15 protein-coding genes are annotated in these 17,802 nt (G+C 31.6%); 4 read left to right on the forward strand and 11 right to left on the reverse strand.

Annotated features, from left to right (window positions below; translation table 11 throughout):
• Together Q1W72_RS13565 and Q1W72_RS13570 are read right to left on the reverse strand one after the other, a co-directional pair.
• Positions 1–1,254, reverse strand: a complete 1,254-nt coding sequence (locus Q1W72_RS13565; RefSeq protein WP_302135836.1) for a dihydroorotase family protein — start codon at positions 1,252–1,254, stop codon at positions 1–3.
• Positions 1,255–1,372: 118 nt separating this feature from the next.
• Positions 1,373–3,301: a BatA domain-containing protein gene (locus Q1W72_RS13570; RefSeq protein ID WP_302135838.1), complete on the reverse strand. Its 1,929-nt coding sequence runs from the start codon at positions 3,299–3,301 to the stop codon at positions 1,373–1,375.
• A 182-nt stretch (positions 3,302–3,483) separates the two neighbouring features.
• Here Q1W72_RS13570 and Q1W72_RS13575 point away from each other — a divergent pair, with 182 nt between their 5' ends.
• Positions 3,484–4,596: a lactonase family protein gene (locus tag Q1W72_RS13575; protein ID WP_302135840.1), complete on the forward strand. Its 1,113-nt coding sequence runs from the start codon at positions 3,484–3,486 to the stop codon at positions 4,594–4,596.
• Positions 4,597–4,659: 63 nt separating this feature from the next.
• Here the strand turns inward: Q1W72_RS13575 and Q1W72_RS13580 are convergent, their stop codons facing one another.
• The 6 genes from Q1W72_RS13580 to Q1W72_RS13605 all read right to left on the reverse strand — a co-directional run bounded on the left by Q1W72_RS13580 (position 4,660) and on the right by Q1W72_RS13605 (position 12,628).
• Positions 4,660–6,012 (reverse strand): DEAD/DEAH box helicase, encoded by a 1,353-nt coding sequence (locus Q1W72_RS13580; RefSeq protein WP_099714766.1) that lies wholly within the window; start codon positions 6,010–6,012, stop codon positions 4,660–4,662.
• Positions 6,013–6,105: 93 nt separating this feature from the next.
• Complete coding sequence (locus Q1W72_RS13585; protein ID WP_367881684.1) at positions 6,106–6,453, reverse strand: response regulator transcription factor; 348 nt, start codon at positions 6,451–6,453, stop codon at positions 6,106–6,108.
• 26 nt (positions 6,454–6,479) lie between these two features.
• Entirely contained in the window at positions 6,480–8,714 is a 2,235-nt protein-coding gene (locus Q1W72_RS13590) for a DUF4838 domain-containing protein (RefSeq protein WP_302135842.1), read from the reverse strand.
• A gap of 1 nt (position 8,715) precedes the next feature.
• On the reverse strand, positions 8,716–9,984 hold the full coding sequence (locus tag Q1W72_RS13595; RefSeq protein WP_302135843.1) for a YaiO family outer membrane beta-barrel protein: 1,269 nt from the start codon (positions 9,982–9,984) through the stop codon (positions 8,716–8,718).
• Positions 9,981–11,417 (reverse strand): glycosyltransferase, encoded by a 1,437-nt coding sequence (locus Q1W72_RS13600; protein ID WP_302135844.1) that lies wholly within the window; start codon positions 11,415–11,417, stop codon positions 9,981–9,983. The genes Q1W72_RS13595 and Q1W72_RS13600 overlap by 4 nt, the downstream gene beginning before the upstream one ends.
• Positions 11,414–12,628 (reverse strand): HEAT repeat domain-containing protein, encoded by a 1,215-nt coding sequence (locus Q1W72_RS13605; RefSeq protein WP_302135845.1) that lies wholly within the window; start codon positions 12,626–12,628, stop codon positions 11,414–11,416. The genes Q1W72_RS13600 and Q1W72_RS13605 overlap by 4 nt, the downstream gene beginning before the upstream one ends.
• Positions 12,629–12,847: 219 nt before the next feature.
• On the opposite strand from Q1W72_RS13605, the gene Q1W72_RS13610 reads away from it, so the two are divergent.
• Complete coding sequence (locus Q1W72_RS13610; RefSeq protein ID WP_302134830.1) at positions 12,848–14,734, forward strand: IS1634 family transposase; 1,887 nt, start codon at positions 12,848–12,850, stop codon at positions 14,732–14,734.
• A gap of 123 nt (positions 14,735–14,857) precedes the next feature.
• On the opposite strand, the gene Q1W72_RS13615 is transcribed toward Q1W72_RS13610, so the two are convergent.
• Together Q1W72_RS13615 and Q1W72_RS13620 are read right to left on the reverse strand one after the other, a co-directional pair.
• Positions 14,858–15,622: a TIGR02757 family protein gene (locus Q1W72_RS13615; protein ID WP_121342533.1), complete on the reverse strand. Its 765-nt coding sequence runs from the start codon at positions 15,620–15,622 to the stop codon at positions 14,858–14,860.
• Positions 15,623–15,682: 60 nt separating this feature from the next.
• Positions 15,683–16,345: an ABC transporter ATP-binding protein gene (locus tag Q1W72_RS13620; RefSeq protein WP_302135847.1), complete on the reverse strand. Its 663-nt coding sequence runs from the start codon at positions 16,343–16,345 to the stop codon at positions 15,683–15,685.
• Positions 16,346–16,590: 245 nt separating this feature from the next.
• Between Q1W72_RS13620 and msrA the strand changes: the two genes are divergently transcribed.
• Complete coding sequence (gene msrA, locus Q1W72_RS13625) at positions 16,591–17,139, forward strand: peptide-methionine (S)-S-oxide reductase MsrA (protein WP_302137951.1); 549 nt, start codon at positions 16,591–16,593, stop codon at positions 17,137–17,139.
• 42 nt (positions 17,140–17,181) lie between these two features.
• Entirely contained in the window at positions 17,182–17,481 is a 300-nt protein-coding gene (locus Q1W72_RS13630; RefSeq protein WP_282712398.1) for a hypothetical protein, read from the forward strand.
• A 12-nt stretch (positions 17,482–17,493) separates the two neighbouring features.
• Here the strand turns inward: Q1W72_RS13630 and Q1W72_RS13635 are convergent, their stop codons facing one another.
• Complete coding sequence (locus Q1W72_RS13635) at positions 17,494–17,796, reverse strand: DUF6787 family protein (protein ID WP_282712399.1); 303 nt, start codon at positions 17,794–17,796, stop codon at positions 17,494–17,496.
• Positions 17,797–17,802 lie beyond the last annotated feature (6 nt).

Consider the following 17,802-nt stretch of genomic DNA (forward strand, 5'->3'; position numbering starts at 1 on the left):
CTATGCTAAAATTAATTTTCCTTGATTCACAATTCCGATAACTTTTCCTTTGATTTCTGTTTCCAGAAACGCTGAGTTTTTCGATTTGGATAAAATGGATGATTTAGTGAAAGTGCTTTTTGGTTCAGGGTTAAATAAGGTAATATTTGCTTTTGAACCTTCATTTATGACTTGAATATCGATACCGAATGTAGATTTTCCAGCGGTCAATTTATCTATTACAGTTTCTAATGGCAAGACGGTCATCAAAGCACCAAAAGCACTTTCCATTCCAATTGTCCCATTTTTGGCGCCATCAAATTCCATTTTCTTGTGTTCAATATCTATCGGATTATGGTCGGATGTAATCATATCAATCGTTCCGTCTTTTATCCCTTTCAACAATGCTTTTCTATCGGTTTCAGTTCTAAGTGGTGGTGAAACTTTATAACGGGTATCAAAACCTTCCAGTTTTTCATCTGTTAAAACTAAATTATGTACAGCAACGCTACACGTTACATTTAGTCCATTCGCTTTAGCCTCTTTGATTAATTGAACTGATTTTTTAGTCGAAATCGTCGGAATGTGAAGTTTTCCTCCGGTATATTCTAGCAGAAATAAATTTCTAGCGATTTGTAATTCTTCGGCAAGATTTGGAATTCCTTTCAAACCTAATCGGGTAGAAACTATGCCTTCATTTGCCACTCCGTTTCCTTTTATATTTTCGTCTTGGGAAAAAGCAAGAATCAATCCATCAAAATCCTGAACGTATTGTAAGACTATTTTCAGCAAATTAGCATTATCCAAGCTTTTATTATAATCTCCAAAAGCAACTGCTCCTGCTTTTTTCATATCATACAATTCAGCCATGTCTTTTCCTGCGCTTTCTTTGCTTAAAGCGCCAATAGGATAGAGTTGCGTTGCAAATCCGAGTGCTTTGTTCAATACAAAATTCACTTGGGATTGATTGTCAATAATAGGGAAGGAGTTGGGTTGTAAAGCGATTGCGGTAAAACCACTTTTGGCAGCTACAGTAAGTCCGTTTGATATCGTTTCTCGGTCTTCAAAACCAGGCTCTCCTAAAGAAACGCTGCTGTCAAACCAGCCTTGTGAAACATGTAAATTATCGAGTTTTATTTCGTCTGCTTTATCTGGATTTGGAAGTGATGTTCCAATTTTTTTTATAAAACCATCAACAATTAAAATATCTGCAGTCTTATTATGAAAGGGACTTTTTGAATCGATAATTTTGGCGCCTCTGATGATTAATTTCATATGTAGATAATATTTGTTTTTAATGGAATATGGAATTCGCATAGTTGTGATAACTTTTACGACCAAATTACGGTCATGCTCATTTCATATTAATTTTTAAGTATTGGACTTTCGTTAATTACTTTACGAGTCGTATAATTGCCATTTCGGTTATCAGAAATAACAGTGCAAAGATAACAAACCATTTCCAAATTTGATTATCAGTTCTGTCAGTTTGTAAAGTGTTAAATAGCGATGGGATTGATTCGATTGTTTTATAGTCAGAAAGAATATTGTCATTGGCTGAAGCCAAATCACTTTCGGTTCTATTGTAATTGAAACTGATGTTTTCAATCCATTCTTTTTTATTGTAAATTCTAAAATTTCCCGCTTGTTCCGGATAATCATTGAAAGTCATTTTTACTTTATTATTCAGGATTTGTTGGATAGGAATGAATTGTTCATCTAAGCCTTTTACCGTTAAAATAGCGTCTTTGTTTAAGGAGGCTTCGGTCAAATGCGGGTTGTTATCCCCAATTATCAAAGCATTTACGCCATTGTTTTGATTGTTCATCGCCATCTTGTAAAATGTAGGCACAATTAATGGAGATTGCTGGAAATTTGAATTTTCGATATTGATAGGAGCTGCAAAAATTGCAACTGCTGAAACCGAATTTGCTATCGAAGTCAAGAAAACACTTTGGTCCTCATAAGACAAAGCAGCAGGACTGGAGCTGGATATTACAAATGAATTTTTTGTTTTTGGATACTGAAAATTAGTCACTTTATTTTCAAAAACACTATTGAATATAGGATGATTGAAGTTAATTTTAGTAATCAATTTTTCTCTGTTTTCTAAAGAATTAAATTTGAGGTTTCCAAAATTTGATACAAAAGAATTCATATTTGGAATTGAACTTATTGCCGAAGGAATCACAATTAAATTACCGCCTTTTTCTACAAAAGATTTCAAAGTGGTTGCCAAAGCTTGCGGGATTTCATCCAATTCATTTAAAACAATCGCATCTTGTTCCTCCAATTTATTGTAATCCAATGCGCTTAAAGTATAATTGCTAAAATTGAATTCTTCACTGGTGTAAATTCGGGAAAGGAAATTACTTTTCGATGGTTCTCCAATGCTGATTATGTTGGTTTTCTTAGCTTTTGAAATACTAAAATACAATGTATTATCGTAAGTCAATCCATTGTCAGCTATAGAGAAATAGCCATGAAAAGCTTGTTTTGGAATCGTGAAGTTGAGATTTTTTTTCTTTGTGTCTAATGTTACTATCGTCTTTGCAATGAGCTTGTTTTCATTGTATAACGAAATAGGAATCGGGTTAAAATCATCTCCATAACCAGATATTTGGACGCTAATTTCATAAAAATTTTCTAATGTTTTATTGATGAAGACGCTGTCAATAGAAACATTGTTTTTTTGTTCTGCTTTTGGGACCATAAATAAAGGCGAATCAGTTGCATCAGTATTTTTTAGTTGTTTTTCATCAAGACCAACTGCGTCGGTAATGATAACGATATCCTTTTTAAAAGCCGATTTATGTGCTTTTATTTTTGCCATTATATTATCTAATTGGAACGGAGTTGCGCTGTATTTTAAGTTTTGCAAAGCACCACGAACCGATTTTATATCCGTGTTCCAATAATTTTCGGAATTGGTAAGCAAAGAAAAATTTACATTTTCAGGAGTTTCTTCAAGCAGTTCTTGAACAGAACGTTTTAACAATTCACCTTTTTTGCCTTTGGCTTGCATGCTAAAAGAATTGTCTAAAATAATATACAATTCGTTGTTTGCATTTTTACTGTCTTTTGACTCAAAAAAAGGTTGTGCAAATGCGATAATAATAAAAGCTAGTAGCAATAAACGAGAGGCTAGAAGCAACCATTTCTTGATTTTAGAGCTTTTTCGGGTTTGTATGGAAAGTGCTTTTAAGAAACGAACATTGGTAAAATATTCTTTTTTGAAACGGCGTAATTGAAATAAATGAACCAAAATTGGAACAATCAACAAGAACAGAAAGTATAAAATTTCGGGATGTTTAAAATGCATTCTGAGGTTGAGTTTACTTCACTGGATTTTATTTTCAATGGAGTTCATTGAATTTCGTGAGTCAAAAATACAAATTTGTTGACAGTTTTAGATGAAGTTGTTATAATTTTTCAAAGGAATAAACAATTGACATTCATTATGAATATAATGTGTATTTTAGCTTTTCAATAAAATTTAAAAACATGAAAAAACCGTTTGCTGTTATTCTATTCATTTTCATTTTTACAAGTGTGCAGGCACAAAAAAATAAATTCAATTTACTGATTGGAACCTACACTCAAAGCTGTGATAGCAAAGGAATTTATGTATATGATTTTGATTCAAAGACAGGTGATTTCAGTTTTAAAAATGCAACTGAAAAAGTTATAAATCCGAGTTATTTGACGGTTTCAAAGGAGAATAACTTCATTTATGCCGTAAATGAGTTTGGTGCTGAAAGTACGGTAAGTTCTTTTAGTTACAATCCGTCAAGCGGAAAATTAGACTTAATCAACAAGCAAAGTTCAAAAGGTGCTGATCCTTGTTACATCATTAATGACGATAAAAATGTGATAATTGCCAATTATTCTGGTGGGAATATCTCCGTTTTTGGAAAAAATAATGACGGAAGTCTTGTAGAAGCAAAACAAGTTGTGCAACATTATGGTAAAGGAATCAACGCGCAAAGACAAGAAGGTCCGCATGTGCATATGGTTCATTTTTCTCCGGATAAAAAGTTTGTTTTGTCTAACGATTTAGGGAATGACAAAGTATATTCGTATGCCTATAATCCTAATGCTGCAAATAATTTATTAGAATTAAAAGATAGTGTTTCAGTGAAATCCGGAAGTGGACCAAGACATTTAACCTTTAGCAAAGACGGTAAATTTGTTTACTTATTACAGGAACTTGACGGAGCATTAACGGTATTTAGTTATTCAAACGGAATATTGAAAAAGATTGATGAAACCTCCATTTTAGCAAAAGACTTCAAAGGAACATTTAGCTCTGCAGATATTCATATTTCGCCTGACGGGAAGTTTTTATATGCTTCTAATCGCGGTGAAGCAAATAATATTACAATTTTTAAAATTCTAAAAAATGGAAAATTGCAATTGAAAGGGCAAACCAGTACTTTAGGAAAAGGACCAAGAAATTTTGCCATTGATCCAAGCGGGAATTTTCTTTTGGTAGCACATCAATATACCAATGATGTAGTGATTTTTAAAAGGAATAAAACTACGGGAGCACTTACAGATACTGGAAAAAAAATTGCTTTATGTTCTCCAGTTTGCTTGGTTTTTACAAAGAATTAAAATGAAATTATGATTACAAAAAAAAGGCTAAAAATGAGTATCATTTTTAGCCTTTTTTTTGTACTATTTATTCTTGTCTTTTCTCTTTTTATCTCTGGTTTTTAGCATATTCCTATTGACAGAACCATGTGTTTTTTTCTTGGTTACACCAGGTCCACCCAGGTTGACTTTCTTGTTCTTTTTACTTTTTTCTTGAAAAGCGCCATCTCCTGCCAGTTTTTGTTTTTTCATCAAAAACTTAATCGGTTGTCTGTCTTTTTCAGGTTCGATTAATTTTGCAGAAACTTCAACTGTTTCTGGGAAAGGCTCGATTGCTAATTCCATATTCATAAGTACTTCGACTTCCACTTTGAATTCTTCTTCACGAGGAGCGATAAGGCTTATAGCTGTTCCTGTTGCATCTGCACGACCGGTTCTACCAATTCTGTGCATGTACAATTCCGGCATTTCTGGCATTTCAAAATTGACAACGTGGGTAATATTTGAAATATCTAAACCTCTTGCCATAATATCAGTAGTAATCAAACCACGAAGATTTCCTTCTTGAAAGGAAGCCATTGTACTCAAACGATAATTTTGTGATTTATTGGAGTGAATTACACCAAACTGACCATCAAAATCTTCTTCGATTCGTTCGTGTAACATATCCGAAATCTTCTTATTATTGACAAAAACCAAAACACGGCTCATGTCTTCGTTAGATTCTAATAAGTGTTTTAATAGATTTACTTTGGTATTGAAATTGGGAACATTATAAGTAATTTGTTTGATGTTTTCCAATGGAGTTCCTGATGCCGAAAGCGTAACTTCTTCCGGATAATCAAAATAGTCATTCAAAATAGCATCTACATCATCTGTCATAGTTGCCGAAAATAGGATGTTTTGACGTTTTTTAGGCATCATGGCCAAAATAGCGGTCAATTGAGTTCGGAAACCTAAATTAAGCATTTCATCAAACTCATCGATTACTAATTTTTGCATTTCTTCAAAACGAATCACATTGTCCAGCGTTAAATCCATGATTCTTCCTGGAGTTCCCACTAGTATGTCGCAACCTTGATAAACGGTTGTTTTTTGGGTATTAATATTTACACCACCAAAAATTCCAATAGTTCGAACGGACATGTATTTTGTCAATTTTTCTACTTCTTCCACTACTTGTACTACAAGTTCACGTGTAGGAACCAGAATTACTATTTTAGGAGTATGTCCCGGAGTAAATTTATATAATTTTAATAAAGGCAATAGATAAGCAAATGTTTTACCGGTACCGGTTTGTGCAATTCCCATCATATCTCTTCCAGACATAATCACAGAAAAAGTTTTTTCCTGGATGGGAGTTGGAGAAGTAAATCCTAAATCATCTATTGCTTTTTGTACAGATTTAGGGAGATTGAATTGTTCGAAAGTACTCATTTGCTTAAATTTTGTGCAAAGATACGTTTTTTATGAGGATACTGACATTAGGTAATGGTATTGTTATTTTTAGATTGGTTTACACACAACCTTTTAAACAAAACGTTTTACTCTTAAAACTAATTCGATAGGATTAAATGGTTTGGCTATGAAATCATCCACACCCAATTTAAAACCTTCAATAACTGTTAAATCTTCCTTACCTAAAGCCGAAACTATTATCACTGGAATGCTTGGATAGTTTTTTTTAGAATAGGCGGTAATTTCCAGTCCGGATTTATAAGGCATCATAATATCGGTGATAATTAAATCGGGCTGTAGGATCCCTATTTGATCAATTCCATCATTACCATCTCTGGAGATGTACGTTTCATAACCTTCTTTCTTTAAAATAAAATCTAGAATTTTAATGATTAAGTTATCGTCTTCTATTATTAATATTTTTTTTGGCTCATTTTAAGTGTTTTTTATTTATTGTAGAGTTCAATCTCATCAATCATTATCATTGGTTTTTTTTGTTTTCGCTTTCGCCAAATTGGTAAATCATCTTGATTATCAATTAGTAGCTTTATTTTATCAAACTTACTAAAGTTTTTACTGTCCATCTCTATCTGCTCTGTTTTAATAACAAAATTTTCTGTTAAATTCCCGATAAATTTCTCCGTAATGAGCAACCATTCTTCATTATTAAAACCGTAAATAGAAATTTTCTTTGGTTTAAAAATCCAATGTCTTTGATTGTCAAGAAAGGTTATTTTGATTTGGTTAAAATTCATTTTGTTGGTAATTATTTCTATCTCTGGATTAGTTCCATACCACCCAATCCAATTGATGTTATAATCTTTATAACCTTTAATTCCATCAATTAAGCCGTAGCTTCCTTTTCCTGTAAATTCTTCTGCGGGTAATGTCAGGAAATTAACCTTTAGTTTTTCTCCAAGATGATTTGTGGAGTCTTTGGCTATTTCGAGCCATTCTTCGTAATACTGTTCTGGAGATAAACCACCTTCACTTAATTCATAAATTCCTAATTCAGTGCAGTTTTTTGTGAAATTCAGGACTCTTTCGGTTATTCCTTTTCTTATTTCTTTTTGGCCTTTTTCATTAACTATAAACATACCATGTTGATCCTTGCCATAAAATTTTGATTGCTCAAAAAACACATATTCCAAAGCCAACCGTAATTTTTTGACTCTTGATTTTAATATTGGTTCTTGATTAACTGCATGTGCAGCTTCATCAATCAAATTATCATATTGATCCATTGCTTCTGGTGATAAAAATGTATTTCTGCTTTGAACCGGACCTGAATAGATGTCTAGATATGAATTAGATTTTTGTTGATTTTCTGATAAAAGATTTAAATACTTTCTAATATGAGGTGCTGCTTTACCGTAAAAACCTCTTAGGAAATCATCTGTAGTAGCTTCAATATCAATATCAGTATTCCATAATAATTTGGCCAAAAGATATTGTCTTAATTCTGTGAAATCACCTGGAACATCTGCATATCCTTGTACAAATAATCCTTTTACATTATTTTTTTTAAAGAATTTATAATTGTCTGAAAAAGTATGAATGTTAGGAAATGGAGACAAATAGTTTGAAAACTGCACTGTATAATCCCATAAATATAAATGAGATGTAGTTTTGTTCCAATCTTGTAATGTTTTTCTAAAAGATTTACTGTAAGTATCTTCCAGAATAGCCTTTCCACGATTCAATTCAATTGGGCAAAATAGGGTATAAATATTTGGCTGTAATTTTAAATTTGTTGCTGGCTTAAATGTATGGAGATATGCTAACGTTACTATTTTTGTTTTTGGAAAATGTACTGCAATTTTGTTTAAAAAATGATAAAGAGAGCCTTGAGGGCCTCCATATTTATTGTTTATAGATTTGCATTCATGGCATTCACAATAGATTACATCGTCATTTTGACTTACAGAATAGAATGAAGCATTTGGGTTTTGCACAATCACTTTCTGCATTTTTTGTATTACTAAATCTACTACGGTGTCATTAGTCATACAAAGAGATTCGCCGTTTCGGTTTCCTTCATACAATGCAAAAAAAGTTGGATTCTTTTTGAAATATTCTTTAGGCGGTAAAAGTTTACTAAACGAATGTCCCCATACACTAAAGTCCTCTAAATGCCAATCCAGTTTATGCCAATCTCTGAAATTTTCATCGTAAGCATCTGGATATAATAACATCCGATACTCAAAAGAAGGTTTGTGATATTGCTCCGTGTTTTTTGTAAATGCAACAGCATCTAATTTTGGAATGTAAGTTTCTTTAGCAGTGAATTTTCTAAATCCCCAACTTTCTAATAAAGTATAAACGGCGTAGCGTAACAATTTTTCACTTGGAGCAATCAAAAAAATATCAGTTGCATTGCTTTTAATTATAAAACTATTATCAATATTTAATTTCTTTAAGTTTGATATGCTGAGATGAATTTTTGAGTTTTTTTCAATTGAATTATTTTCGTTTTGAATCAAAAATGAATTAGAAAAAGATTTATCTAAATACGATTTTAGCACTATTGCAGCAGGTCTTGCTTTCTCTGATGCAATAGTGATTGAGTATTCTTTAGTTGTTTGATTCTTAATAACAATATCAGATTGAGCCATCATTTTGAAGCTTAAAAGAAAAAGGATAAATACTATTCTGTTTAAATTCAATTTTTTATGAAACATTTTAGAATTTATATTGGAACATTAAAGATATTTCTAATTCGTTTTGTTTTAAGTTTGGAGCGTATTCCTGATTATTAAATGTTGTTTGAATTCCTGTCAGATAGTGATTGTTGAATAATTTGTAATATCCAGCGCCAATTCTATAGGAATTAAGACTTACCCTTTGATCGAACTGACCTATGGTAGTTCTCTCATCTGGGGACGTTCCATATCCAGCTAATAATGAAATATAATCATATTTTGTATCAAAATAATATCTGGTTGTCAGTGAGAATGAAGGATGGTAGTCCTTGTCATTATTTTGTAGGTAGGATCTAAAATTTATCCAATAGGCACCTATATATTTACCAACCCCCAAAACAATTGTTCTAGTTTCTGTATTTTCTGATTCAATGTATCGAAACCCTAAATCAGCTTCCCAACCCTTTTTAAAATTTTGATAAAAAGAATATCCTACTCTTAATTTTGGAAAAACTACATCTTGACTGTATGCTATACTTACGTATGAATAATTATTTTTCCCTGTAAAAAAATAGGATTCTGCTTCAAATTGCTTGCCTTCAGCAATACTTTCTCCAGAAGATAATCTATTTGCATAATTAATTCGTCCTATTAAAGAACCCCAGCCACGTTCTCTAATATATTGTATACTTCCCAAATGCCATGGGCCATAACCTTTTCTGTTGAATGTTGTATAACTATAATTAACGCCCAGCCTGTCAGAGTTTATTTTTGATTCTATAAGAAAAAGACTTTGTTTAATTTCAGGGTCGTTTGGATATTTTACTTGTAACGATTGTACATAATTATATTCTTTTTTAGTTTCATTTTGTAATTGATAAAGCACTATTTTCTTTTTTTGAAAATCTCTGTTTTCAGGGTGCATTAAAATGGCTTCATCTATTGTTTTTTCGGCCTCTAAGTAGTCTTCTTTTTCTAATTCTATATTGATTAGATAGTTGAAAGCATCATCGTTAGAGTTCGTTTTTTTGATGAAATAGTTGTAGTAGTAGGTCGCACTATCTTTATTTTTCAATAAATCGTGGTTACGTCCTAATATTAGATAATAATCAAGATAATTTGGTGCTATTTTTTTAGCTATCAATGCTCTTTGAATATTTTTCGCATAATTTTTTTCATTCTGCATGTCTTTTATGATTACTGTTAAAAGACTGTCGGTATCAATTTTTTGTGCGTTTATTTTTTGACTTGAAAAAATAAATATTAAAATGAAAAAACCGACTATATTTAAAATTTTACTATTCCTCATGATATTTGTTTTTGTTCCATAGTGAATCCTTTACGCACCATAACTCCCCATTTTTGTTCTTTTTGTCTTAGAAAGTGCCAATAGCCCTTTAAGGAAGCATAAACATTGAGTGGATGGAAGACAAAAGGCTCAATAAAAATCATTACTATTAAAATTAACACCTCTTTAATACCAGTATAATGCTTATAGATTAATTGATCTAAAAACACAGAAATTAGAGTTATACTGATGTAAAATAAATATACAAAAGCACTACCAATCAATAAAAAATCGTAGTTAATATTAAAAAATAGCAGATCAATTGTCAAGACAATTAAACCTAAAATTTCTAAAATAGGAACTGCAAATTCATAAAGCAAATAATAAGGAAAAATGAGGAGACCAGTTTTACCGTATTTTGGATTTAAAAAGACATCTTTATGTAAAAATAATGTTTGAACTAATCCTCTGGCCCAACGTACTCTTTGTCTTAGGAATATAGTCATGCTGGCAGGCACTTCAGTCCAACAAAGGGATTCTGGGATGTATATTATTAAGAATTTTTCTTTTTTCTTGTGCATCAGTTTTCTCATTCGAGTGATGAGTTCCATATCTTCACCAAGTGATTTGTGCCAATATCCGCCAGCTTCAATAACTGTTTCTTTGTCGAACATACCTAAGCCGCCAGAAACCAATAGTAAACCATTAATTTTACTCCAAGCCATTCTTCCAAATAGAAAGGAACGAATATATTCCAGTTCCTGAAAACGGGCAAAAAAATTATCAGGGAAATGGGATTTAAAAAGCATTCCATCTTTAAACTCACATGAATTTGAAATTCGAATGGCAGCCCCAGTCGCAATTACTTTTTCAGTATTTTCGATAAAAGGTTTAGCAAGCATTGAAATCGTATCTTTTCTTAAAATGCAATCTACATCGGTACAAATGAATAAGGAATATTTAGCAGAATTGATACCAGCATTTGATCCGTCTGCTTTACTCTTTCCGTTTTCTTTATCTACAACTAAAAGTTTCGAATATATAGGATTCGTAGACTTATAATGTCCTCTTACGGGTTGTGTCGGTATTTTATCTTGATAGAAAAAGTCTACTTTAACTAAATTAAACTCTCTGATTAGTATTTCAAGAGTTGCATCGGTACTTCCGTCATTAACAATAACTACTTCAAATTTTGGATATTCTTGAAAAAGTAATGATTTAACGTTGTAAACAATTGTAGTCGCTTCGTTGAATGCTGGAGCTACTATGGAAACACCAACAGTATGATTCGATTTCACCAGTATTTCTTTAAGTAAGAAATACTTAGATTTATAATACTTCTTTATTGCAGTCCAAGATAATATAGCGAGTAATAAATAAAATACGATATAACTAATGGAATAATAAGCAATGTAGGTTTCGTAGGTTTTAATAATGTTTTCTAGGGTACTCAATTTAGATATGGGTTATTTACATGTAAAACAATTCTTTTTATGATTTCATTTTCTGATGTATCTTCTGTTTTATAGGTATTAAAAAAAGTGGCATCAATTTTATTAATACAATTAACAATTTCGAATTTTATTTCTAAATCTGCTTCTGCTAAAAGAATGCTTAAAGCAAAATCTTTGGTATCATTATCACCAATAGCACCCATTGTTTTTAAAGCAGAAATTTTATTTCGCTTATCTGTTTCTTTTGGATAATGGTTTATTAAAAGTTCATTGGCTTCTATGATGTATAAATTTCGAATGACTAAGTAAGTTTCTCTTCGTACCTTACTATTAGTATTATTTAAGAGATGGCTTATTTGATCAATTGTTAAAGTTTCTCTATATCGAATCATTAATTTAATGGCTAGTATTACTACGGAACTATTTTTATTATAGAGCCATTCATTAATTTTTTTAGGTAAAGCAGACTTTTTTTGATGAATTATATCAAGGATTTTTAGCTCATCTGCATATGATATTTGTTTTTCATAATTGCTTAAAAAATCAAACTTTTGATCAGAAAGCGAAATTACCGCAATCAATGCATTCGATTTTAGAAATTTATTTTTAACATATATATTAGGTCTTATATATCCTGTTTTAATTTTATATTCTAATATTTGATAATGGTAAATTCCTAACAATTTATTTTCCCAGCTCCTGCTTCTAATCAATTTTTTACTGTAATCGTGAAACCCAAAATATTTGTAAATTAACAGCATTTGATGTGGATTAACTCCATTAATATTTCTTTTGATGGTAATGATTTTATTTAGAATAATACCTTTACACCATTTTTTTTTAAAAGGCACTTCTTCTTTAAATAGTTTTATCTGTTCTTTTATGTGTTTAGAATCATAATTAGAAAATATAATCTCAGTAAGAAAATCGTTTATTTTAATATCCACTTCATTTTTTATAATTATTTTTTTTTCAAAGCCATAGCGATTTACAATCAATAATATAACAAAAGAAATAATAACAATCAAGAGAAATGGGATGATGATGTATTTAAACAGATCAAAAGAAAATTCAGCTTTGAATAATGAATAATTAAAAGTCAATAATTCATTTTTAATAGTTTTGTAGCTTATTTCAGCATCTAATTTTTTAAATAAAAGCGTGGTAATATTAGTAATGTGTTTTAATAAATTATACAAGTAATTGGTCATGCTTTATCTAATTAGGCCTTAAATTAACCCAACTTGCAGGGTTGAATGACGATAAAAGTTAATTAATTGTTAATTACATCATTTTAACAATCATTTCTGTAAGTTTTTATTTAAAAATTGGTATTTTTTGTATTCAAAACAGGTGTTTTTTAGGTAAATTCCGTTTTGTAGTCCCCAGCAAATCTTGTCTTTAATGGGGATATTTCCGATTTTTACTAAATGTATTTCAAATCTACTTTTCGTCGAAATCCTGAAACAGGCAAAATGGAATCCTACTACCGATTGGTAGAGAGTTTTCGTGATCAAAACGATATTGTTAGAAACAGAACTATTGTAACTGCTGGATTTATAGACCATTTAACGGCTGAGGAATTGAATTATATCCAGAAAAAATTGACTGAAAAACTCAATGGAAAAAACAGCTTGTTTGAAGATGATTTTCAAGAACATCTTTGGGAGTATATTGATGAATTGTATTCCAAAATACTAAAATCAAACAAAATAGATAATTCTCATTCTTCCCAAAAAGACATTCACAGTGTAGATTTGAACACACTAAAACACACTGAAGCACGTGAACTAGGAGGTGAATGGATGAGTTTGCAAACATTGAAGCAACTAAAAATAGACCAGTTTTTATTGGATAAAAATTGGCCGGAAGAACAAGTTCAATTGGCACTCACTCAAATTATAAGCAGAGCCGTTTATCCCGCGAGCGAAAACAGAACCAGTAAATGGATAAAAGAAAATTCGGCTATTTGTGAATTAACCGCTTATCCTATCAAAAAAATAACAAAGGATAAATTATATCAATCTGCCTTAAATTTGTATCAAGTTAAAGATGAGATGGAAAAATATTTGTCTCAAAAGACCAATGAATTATTTGATATTGAAGATAAATTTTATTTGTATGACCTAACCAATACCTATTTTGAAGGTCAGAAAAAGAACAGTGATTTAGCTCAGTACGGACGTAGCAAGGAAAAGCGAACCGATGCCAAACTAGTTGTTTTGGCAGCTGTTGTAAATGTAGAAGGCTTTTTGAAATATTCCAATATCTACCAAGGGAATATGGCCGATTGCAAGACCTTGTCCGATATGATTGATAGCCTTCGTGAGGCTACGAGTGAGTCCACAAAAAAGGCTTTGGTGATTATGGATGCTGGTATTGCCACTGACGAAAACTTGAAATTGGTGACAGAAAAAGGATATGATTATTTATGTGTAAGCCGTACTAAACCCAAAAAATATGCCTTAAAAAATGAAATCCCTACAATAGTTTATGACAAAAAAAATCAGAAAATAGAGCTGAATGAAATTGAAGGTGAAGAACAAAATCAGTGTGTTTTCAAGGTGAAAAGCGACATGAAAGCAATGAAAGAACGTTCAATGAATCGCAAATTTAAAACCCTTTATGAAGACACATTAACCAAACTTGCCAATGGATTAGCCAAAAAATCGGGGATAAAAAAGCAAGAAATTATAAATCAAAAAATAGGGCGATTGCAACAAAAATATCCCTCAATAGCCAAGCATTACCAAATTGATTTATTGGTTGACCAAAAAACGAGCAAGGTAACTTCTATGAAATGGGAGGTCAAAGAAAGTCAAATAAATCAGAAAAAAGAACATGGCGTTTATTTTATAAAAACGTCTCTAAAAGAAAGGGATGAGCAAACAATTTGGAGAATATACAATTGCATACGAGAAATTGAAAGTACTTTTAGAACGTTAAAAACAGACTTGGATTTACGACCTATTTATCATCAGAACGATGAGTCAACTATGGCACATTTAAACCTTGGATTGTTAGCCTATTGGATCGTAAATACGATTAGATATCAACTAAAAGTAAAAAAAATAAATCACGATTGGCAAGAAATTATGAGAATTGCAAATACTCAAAAGTTAGTTACAACAGAGATAAAAGATGTACTTGAAAACACAATCGAAATTAAGAAATGTTCAGAGCCAAGCCCTAAACTAAAGGAAATTTACTTAGCCCTAAACTATAAAAAATGTCCCTTTACCAGGAAAAAATTTGTAGTCCCCAAATCTGAAATCCTAAAACAAGATTTCCTTTTTAAACAAAGGTTTACAAGCTAAAGTCTGCAAGTTGGGTTAAGTGATTCGGGTGTCGTGAATGAATATTATATTATGTAATAAATCGAGTGTGTGTGCCATAAGTCGATAAATATATATAAAATACACATTAACTATGTGTTAAATTTAAAATTTTTCAAAAACACCTAATCCAAATAAAGCGAAATCATATTTCACTGGATCATTTGCGTCAAATTCACGAAGTTTTAAATCTAATTCTGCTAAAGCTTTTCCATCATTTTGTTTTCTGGTAAGTAATCCTAGTTTTCGAGCTACATTACCGGAATGTACATCTAATGGGCAGGATAAAGAAGCAGGAGAGATGCTTTTCCATATTCCTAAATCGACACCTTTAGTGTCCTGGCGTACCATCCAGCGTAAATACATGTTTATTCGCTTGGCTGCAGAATTGTTCAGAGGGTCTGAAATGTGTTTTTGGGTTCTAGATTGATGGGGAATTTCGAAGAATGTCTTTTTGAATTCCGAGATACTATTTTGCATGGTTTTTAATTCTTGGTTTTTAGCATATACGGATTCTAATCCATCATGGTTTTCATAGATGTTTTTTAGACTTCTGATAAAACTTGCAAAATCCTGACCGTTAAAAGTGCGATGCACAAAATTTTCTAGTCGTTCCAAATCATTTTCGGAATGTGACATAACAAAATCATAAGGTGCATTTCCCATTAAATCCATCATTTTATGGGAATTTTTTATAATCATTTTGCGATTTCCCCAAGCTATTGTAGCACTTAGAAAACCGGCAATTTCGATATCTTCTTTTTGTGAAAACAAATGTGGAATTTGAACAGGATCACTTTCGATAAAGTCGAGCGTGTTGTACTGTACCACTTTTTCGTCAAGAAACGATTTGAGTTCTGAAGAATTCATTTTCTATATTAAAGTTTAATGCGGCTCTTAGTGTCGAATGAACTTTAAACCTGAAATTTTTTAGTTACTAATCAATCCATCTATCATTACTAATTTTCTATCGGCCATATTCGCTAAATCTTCATTATGGGTCACAATGACAAAGGTTTGCCCAAACTCATCACGCAATTTAAAGAATAATTGATGCAGGTTTTCAGCCGAAGCAGTGTCAAGATTTCCCGAAGGTTCATCTGCAAAAATGATTGCAGGCTTGTTGATTAAGGCTCTTGCAACCGCTACACGTTGTTGTTCTCCGCCAGAAAGTTCATTGGGTTTGTGATTCATTCGATGGGAGAGTCCAAGATAAGCCAGCAGTTTTTTTGCTTCAATCTCCGTTTCCGATTTTGATTTATTAGCAATGAAAGCGGGAATGCAAACATTTTCTAATGCCGTAAATTCAGGTAATAATTGATGAAATTGAAAAATAAAACCTAAATTTAAATTTCTGAATTTAGATAAGGTTTTGTCATTCATAGTCAGAATGTCTTCATTGTTGATGCGTAATTCAATTCCATTTTCGACTGTAGGCTTGTCTAAAGTTCCAAGGATTTGCAAAAGAGTTGTTTTTCCGGCTCCCGAAGCCCCTACGATAGAGACAATTTCTCCTTTTTGAATATGTAAATCGACTCCTTTCAACACATGTAGTTGATCGTAATATTTATGTAGATTTTTGGCTTGTATCATTTTGAAACTATTTTCACAAAGAAACAAAGATTTTAATGATTATTAAATGCATCCCAATATATTTTGCTATGACAAAATATAAACTTTAGTTAATATCGAATAATCAGTTCGTTTTAATGAATAAATTTGATTCTAAATTGGTAATGATGAAAAAAATAATTGGTATTTTTCTGGCGCTATTGCCTTTTTCATTTTGTGCAAAAGAAAATAGAATTAATGTGCCAAAAAGTAAAGAAATAAAAAATATGGAAATACAAAACGGATTGGAAGTTGCAACCTTCGCAGGAGGTTGTTTTTGGTGTACAGAAGCAGTTTTTTTAGAATTAAATGGAGTAAAAAAAGTTGTTTCAGGATATATTGGCGGCAATACGGTGAATCCAACCTACAAGGATATTTGTAATGGAGATACTGGCCATGCGGAAGCTATTGAAATTACTTTTGACCCCAGCCAAATAAGTTTTGGAGAATTATTGGAAATATTTTTTGCTACACACGACCCAACCACGTTAAATCGTCAAGGAAATGATGTTGGAACGCAATATCGCAGTGAGATTTTTTACCATAATCCTATTCAAAAACAAGTTTCGGATGATTATATTGCTTTGATGACCAGTGAGAATACGTTTGGCAAACCAATTGTAACTAAGATTTCTGCAGCTTCTAAATTTTATGAGGCCGAAGATTATCATCAAAACTATTACAATCAAAACAAGACTCAAGGATATTGCAGTTATGTGATAACTCCAAAAATTGAGAAGCTGAAAAAAATGTATCAAGACAAGCTCAAAAAATAATTGGCATTGGATTTGTACAACTTTCTCATAAATTGAAATAGTATGACAGAACAAGTGCCCGTTAGCGCAGAAAACAATAAAACAAGGAATCTTATATTAGGAATTCTGTTTGATGCAATAGGATTAATATCGTTTACGGTTCCGTTAGTTGGAGAGTTTTCCGATGTGATTTGGGCGCCATTAGCTGGGTTTTTAATGACTTGGATGTATAAAGGAACCATAGGACGAGTAGGAGGAGTAGTTACTTTTCTGGAAGAAATTTTACCGTTTTCAGATTTTATACCAACGTTTACATTGACTTGGATTTATAAGTATTGGATTAAAAACAAAAACGCCTCATAACAGAGGCGTTTTTTATTCTTTAAAAAGAAATCCCAATCCCATGCGTTTCAGCATCTTTTTTTCGAAAGCCCAAAAGAAATTGAACTGCCCAAAAATAAATCCAATTAGGACTAAAAGCACTTGGTATATAGGGAAGATTAAAATTAATCGCACTGGTGTAAACCAATATCCTAAGTCTTCTTTTGTAATTCCCAACCAAAAACAAAATGGTTTTGACAACCATGCAGAAGCCGAGCCGGTAATTGCAAAAACGATAAATATGATTATGAGTTGGAAATTAGTTTCAATTCCCCAACGTTGTTTTAGTTTATTCATTTTTAT

It is taken from the genome of Flavobacterium sp. ZE23DGlu08, assembly GCF_030505335.1.
Taxonomy (GTDB): Bacteria; Bacteroidota; Bacteroidia; order Flavobacteriales; family Flavobacteriaceae; genus Flavobacterium; species Flavobacterium algoritolerans.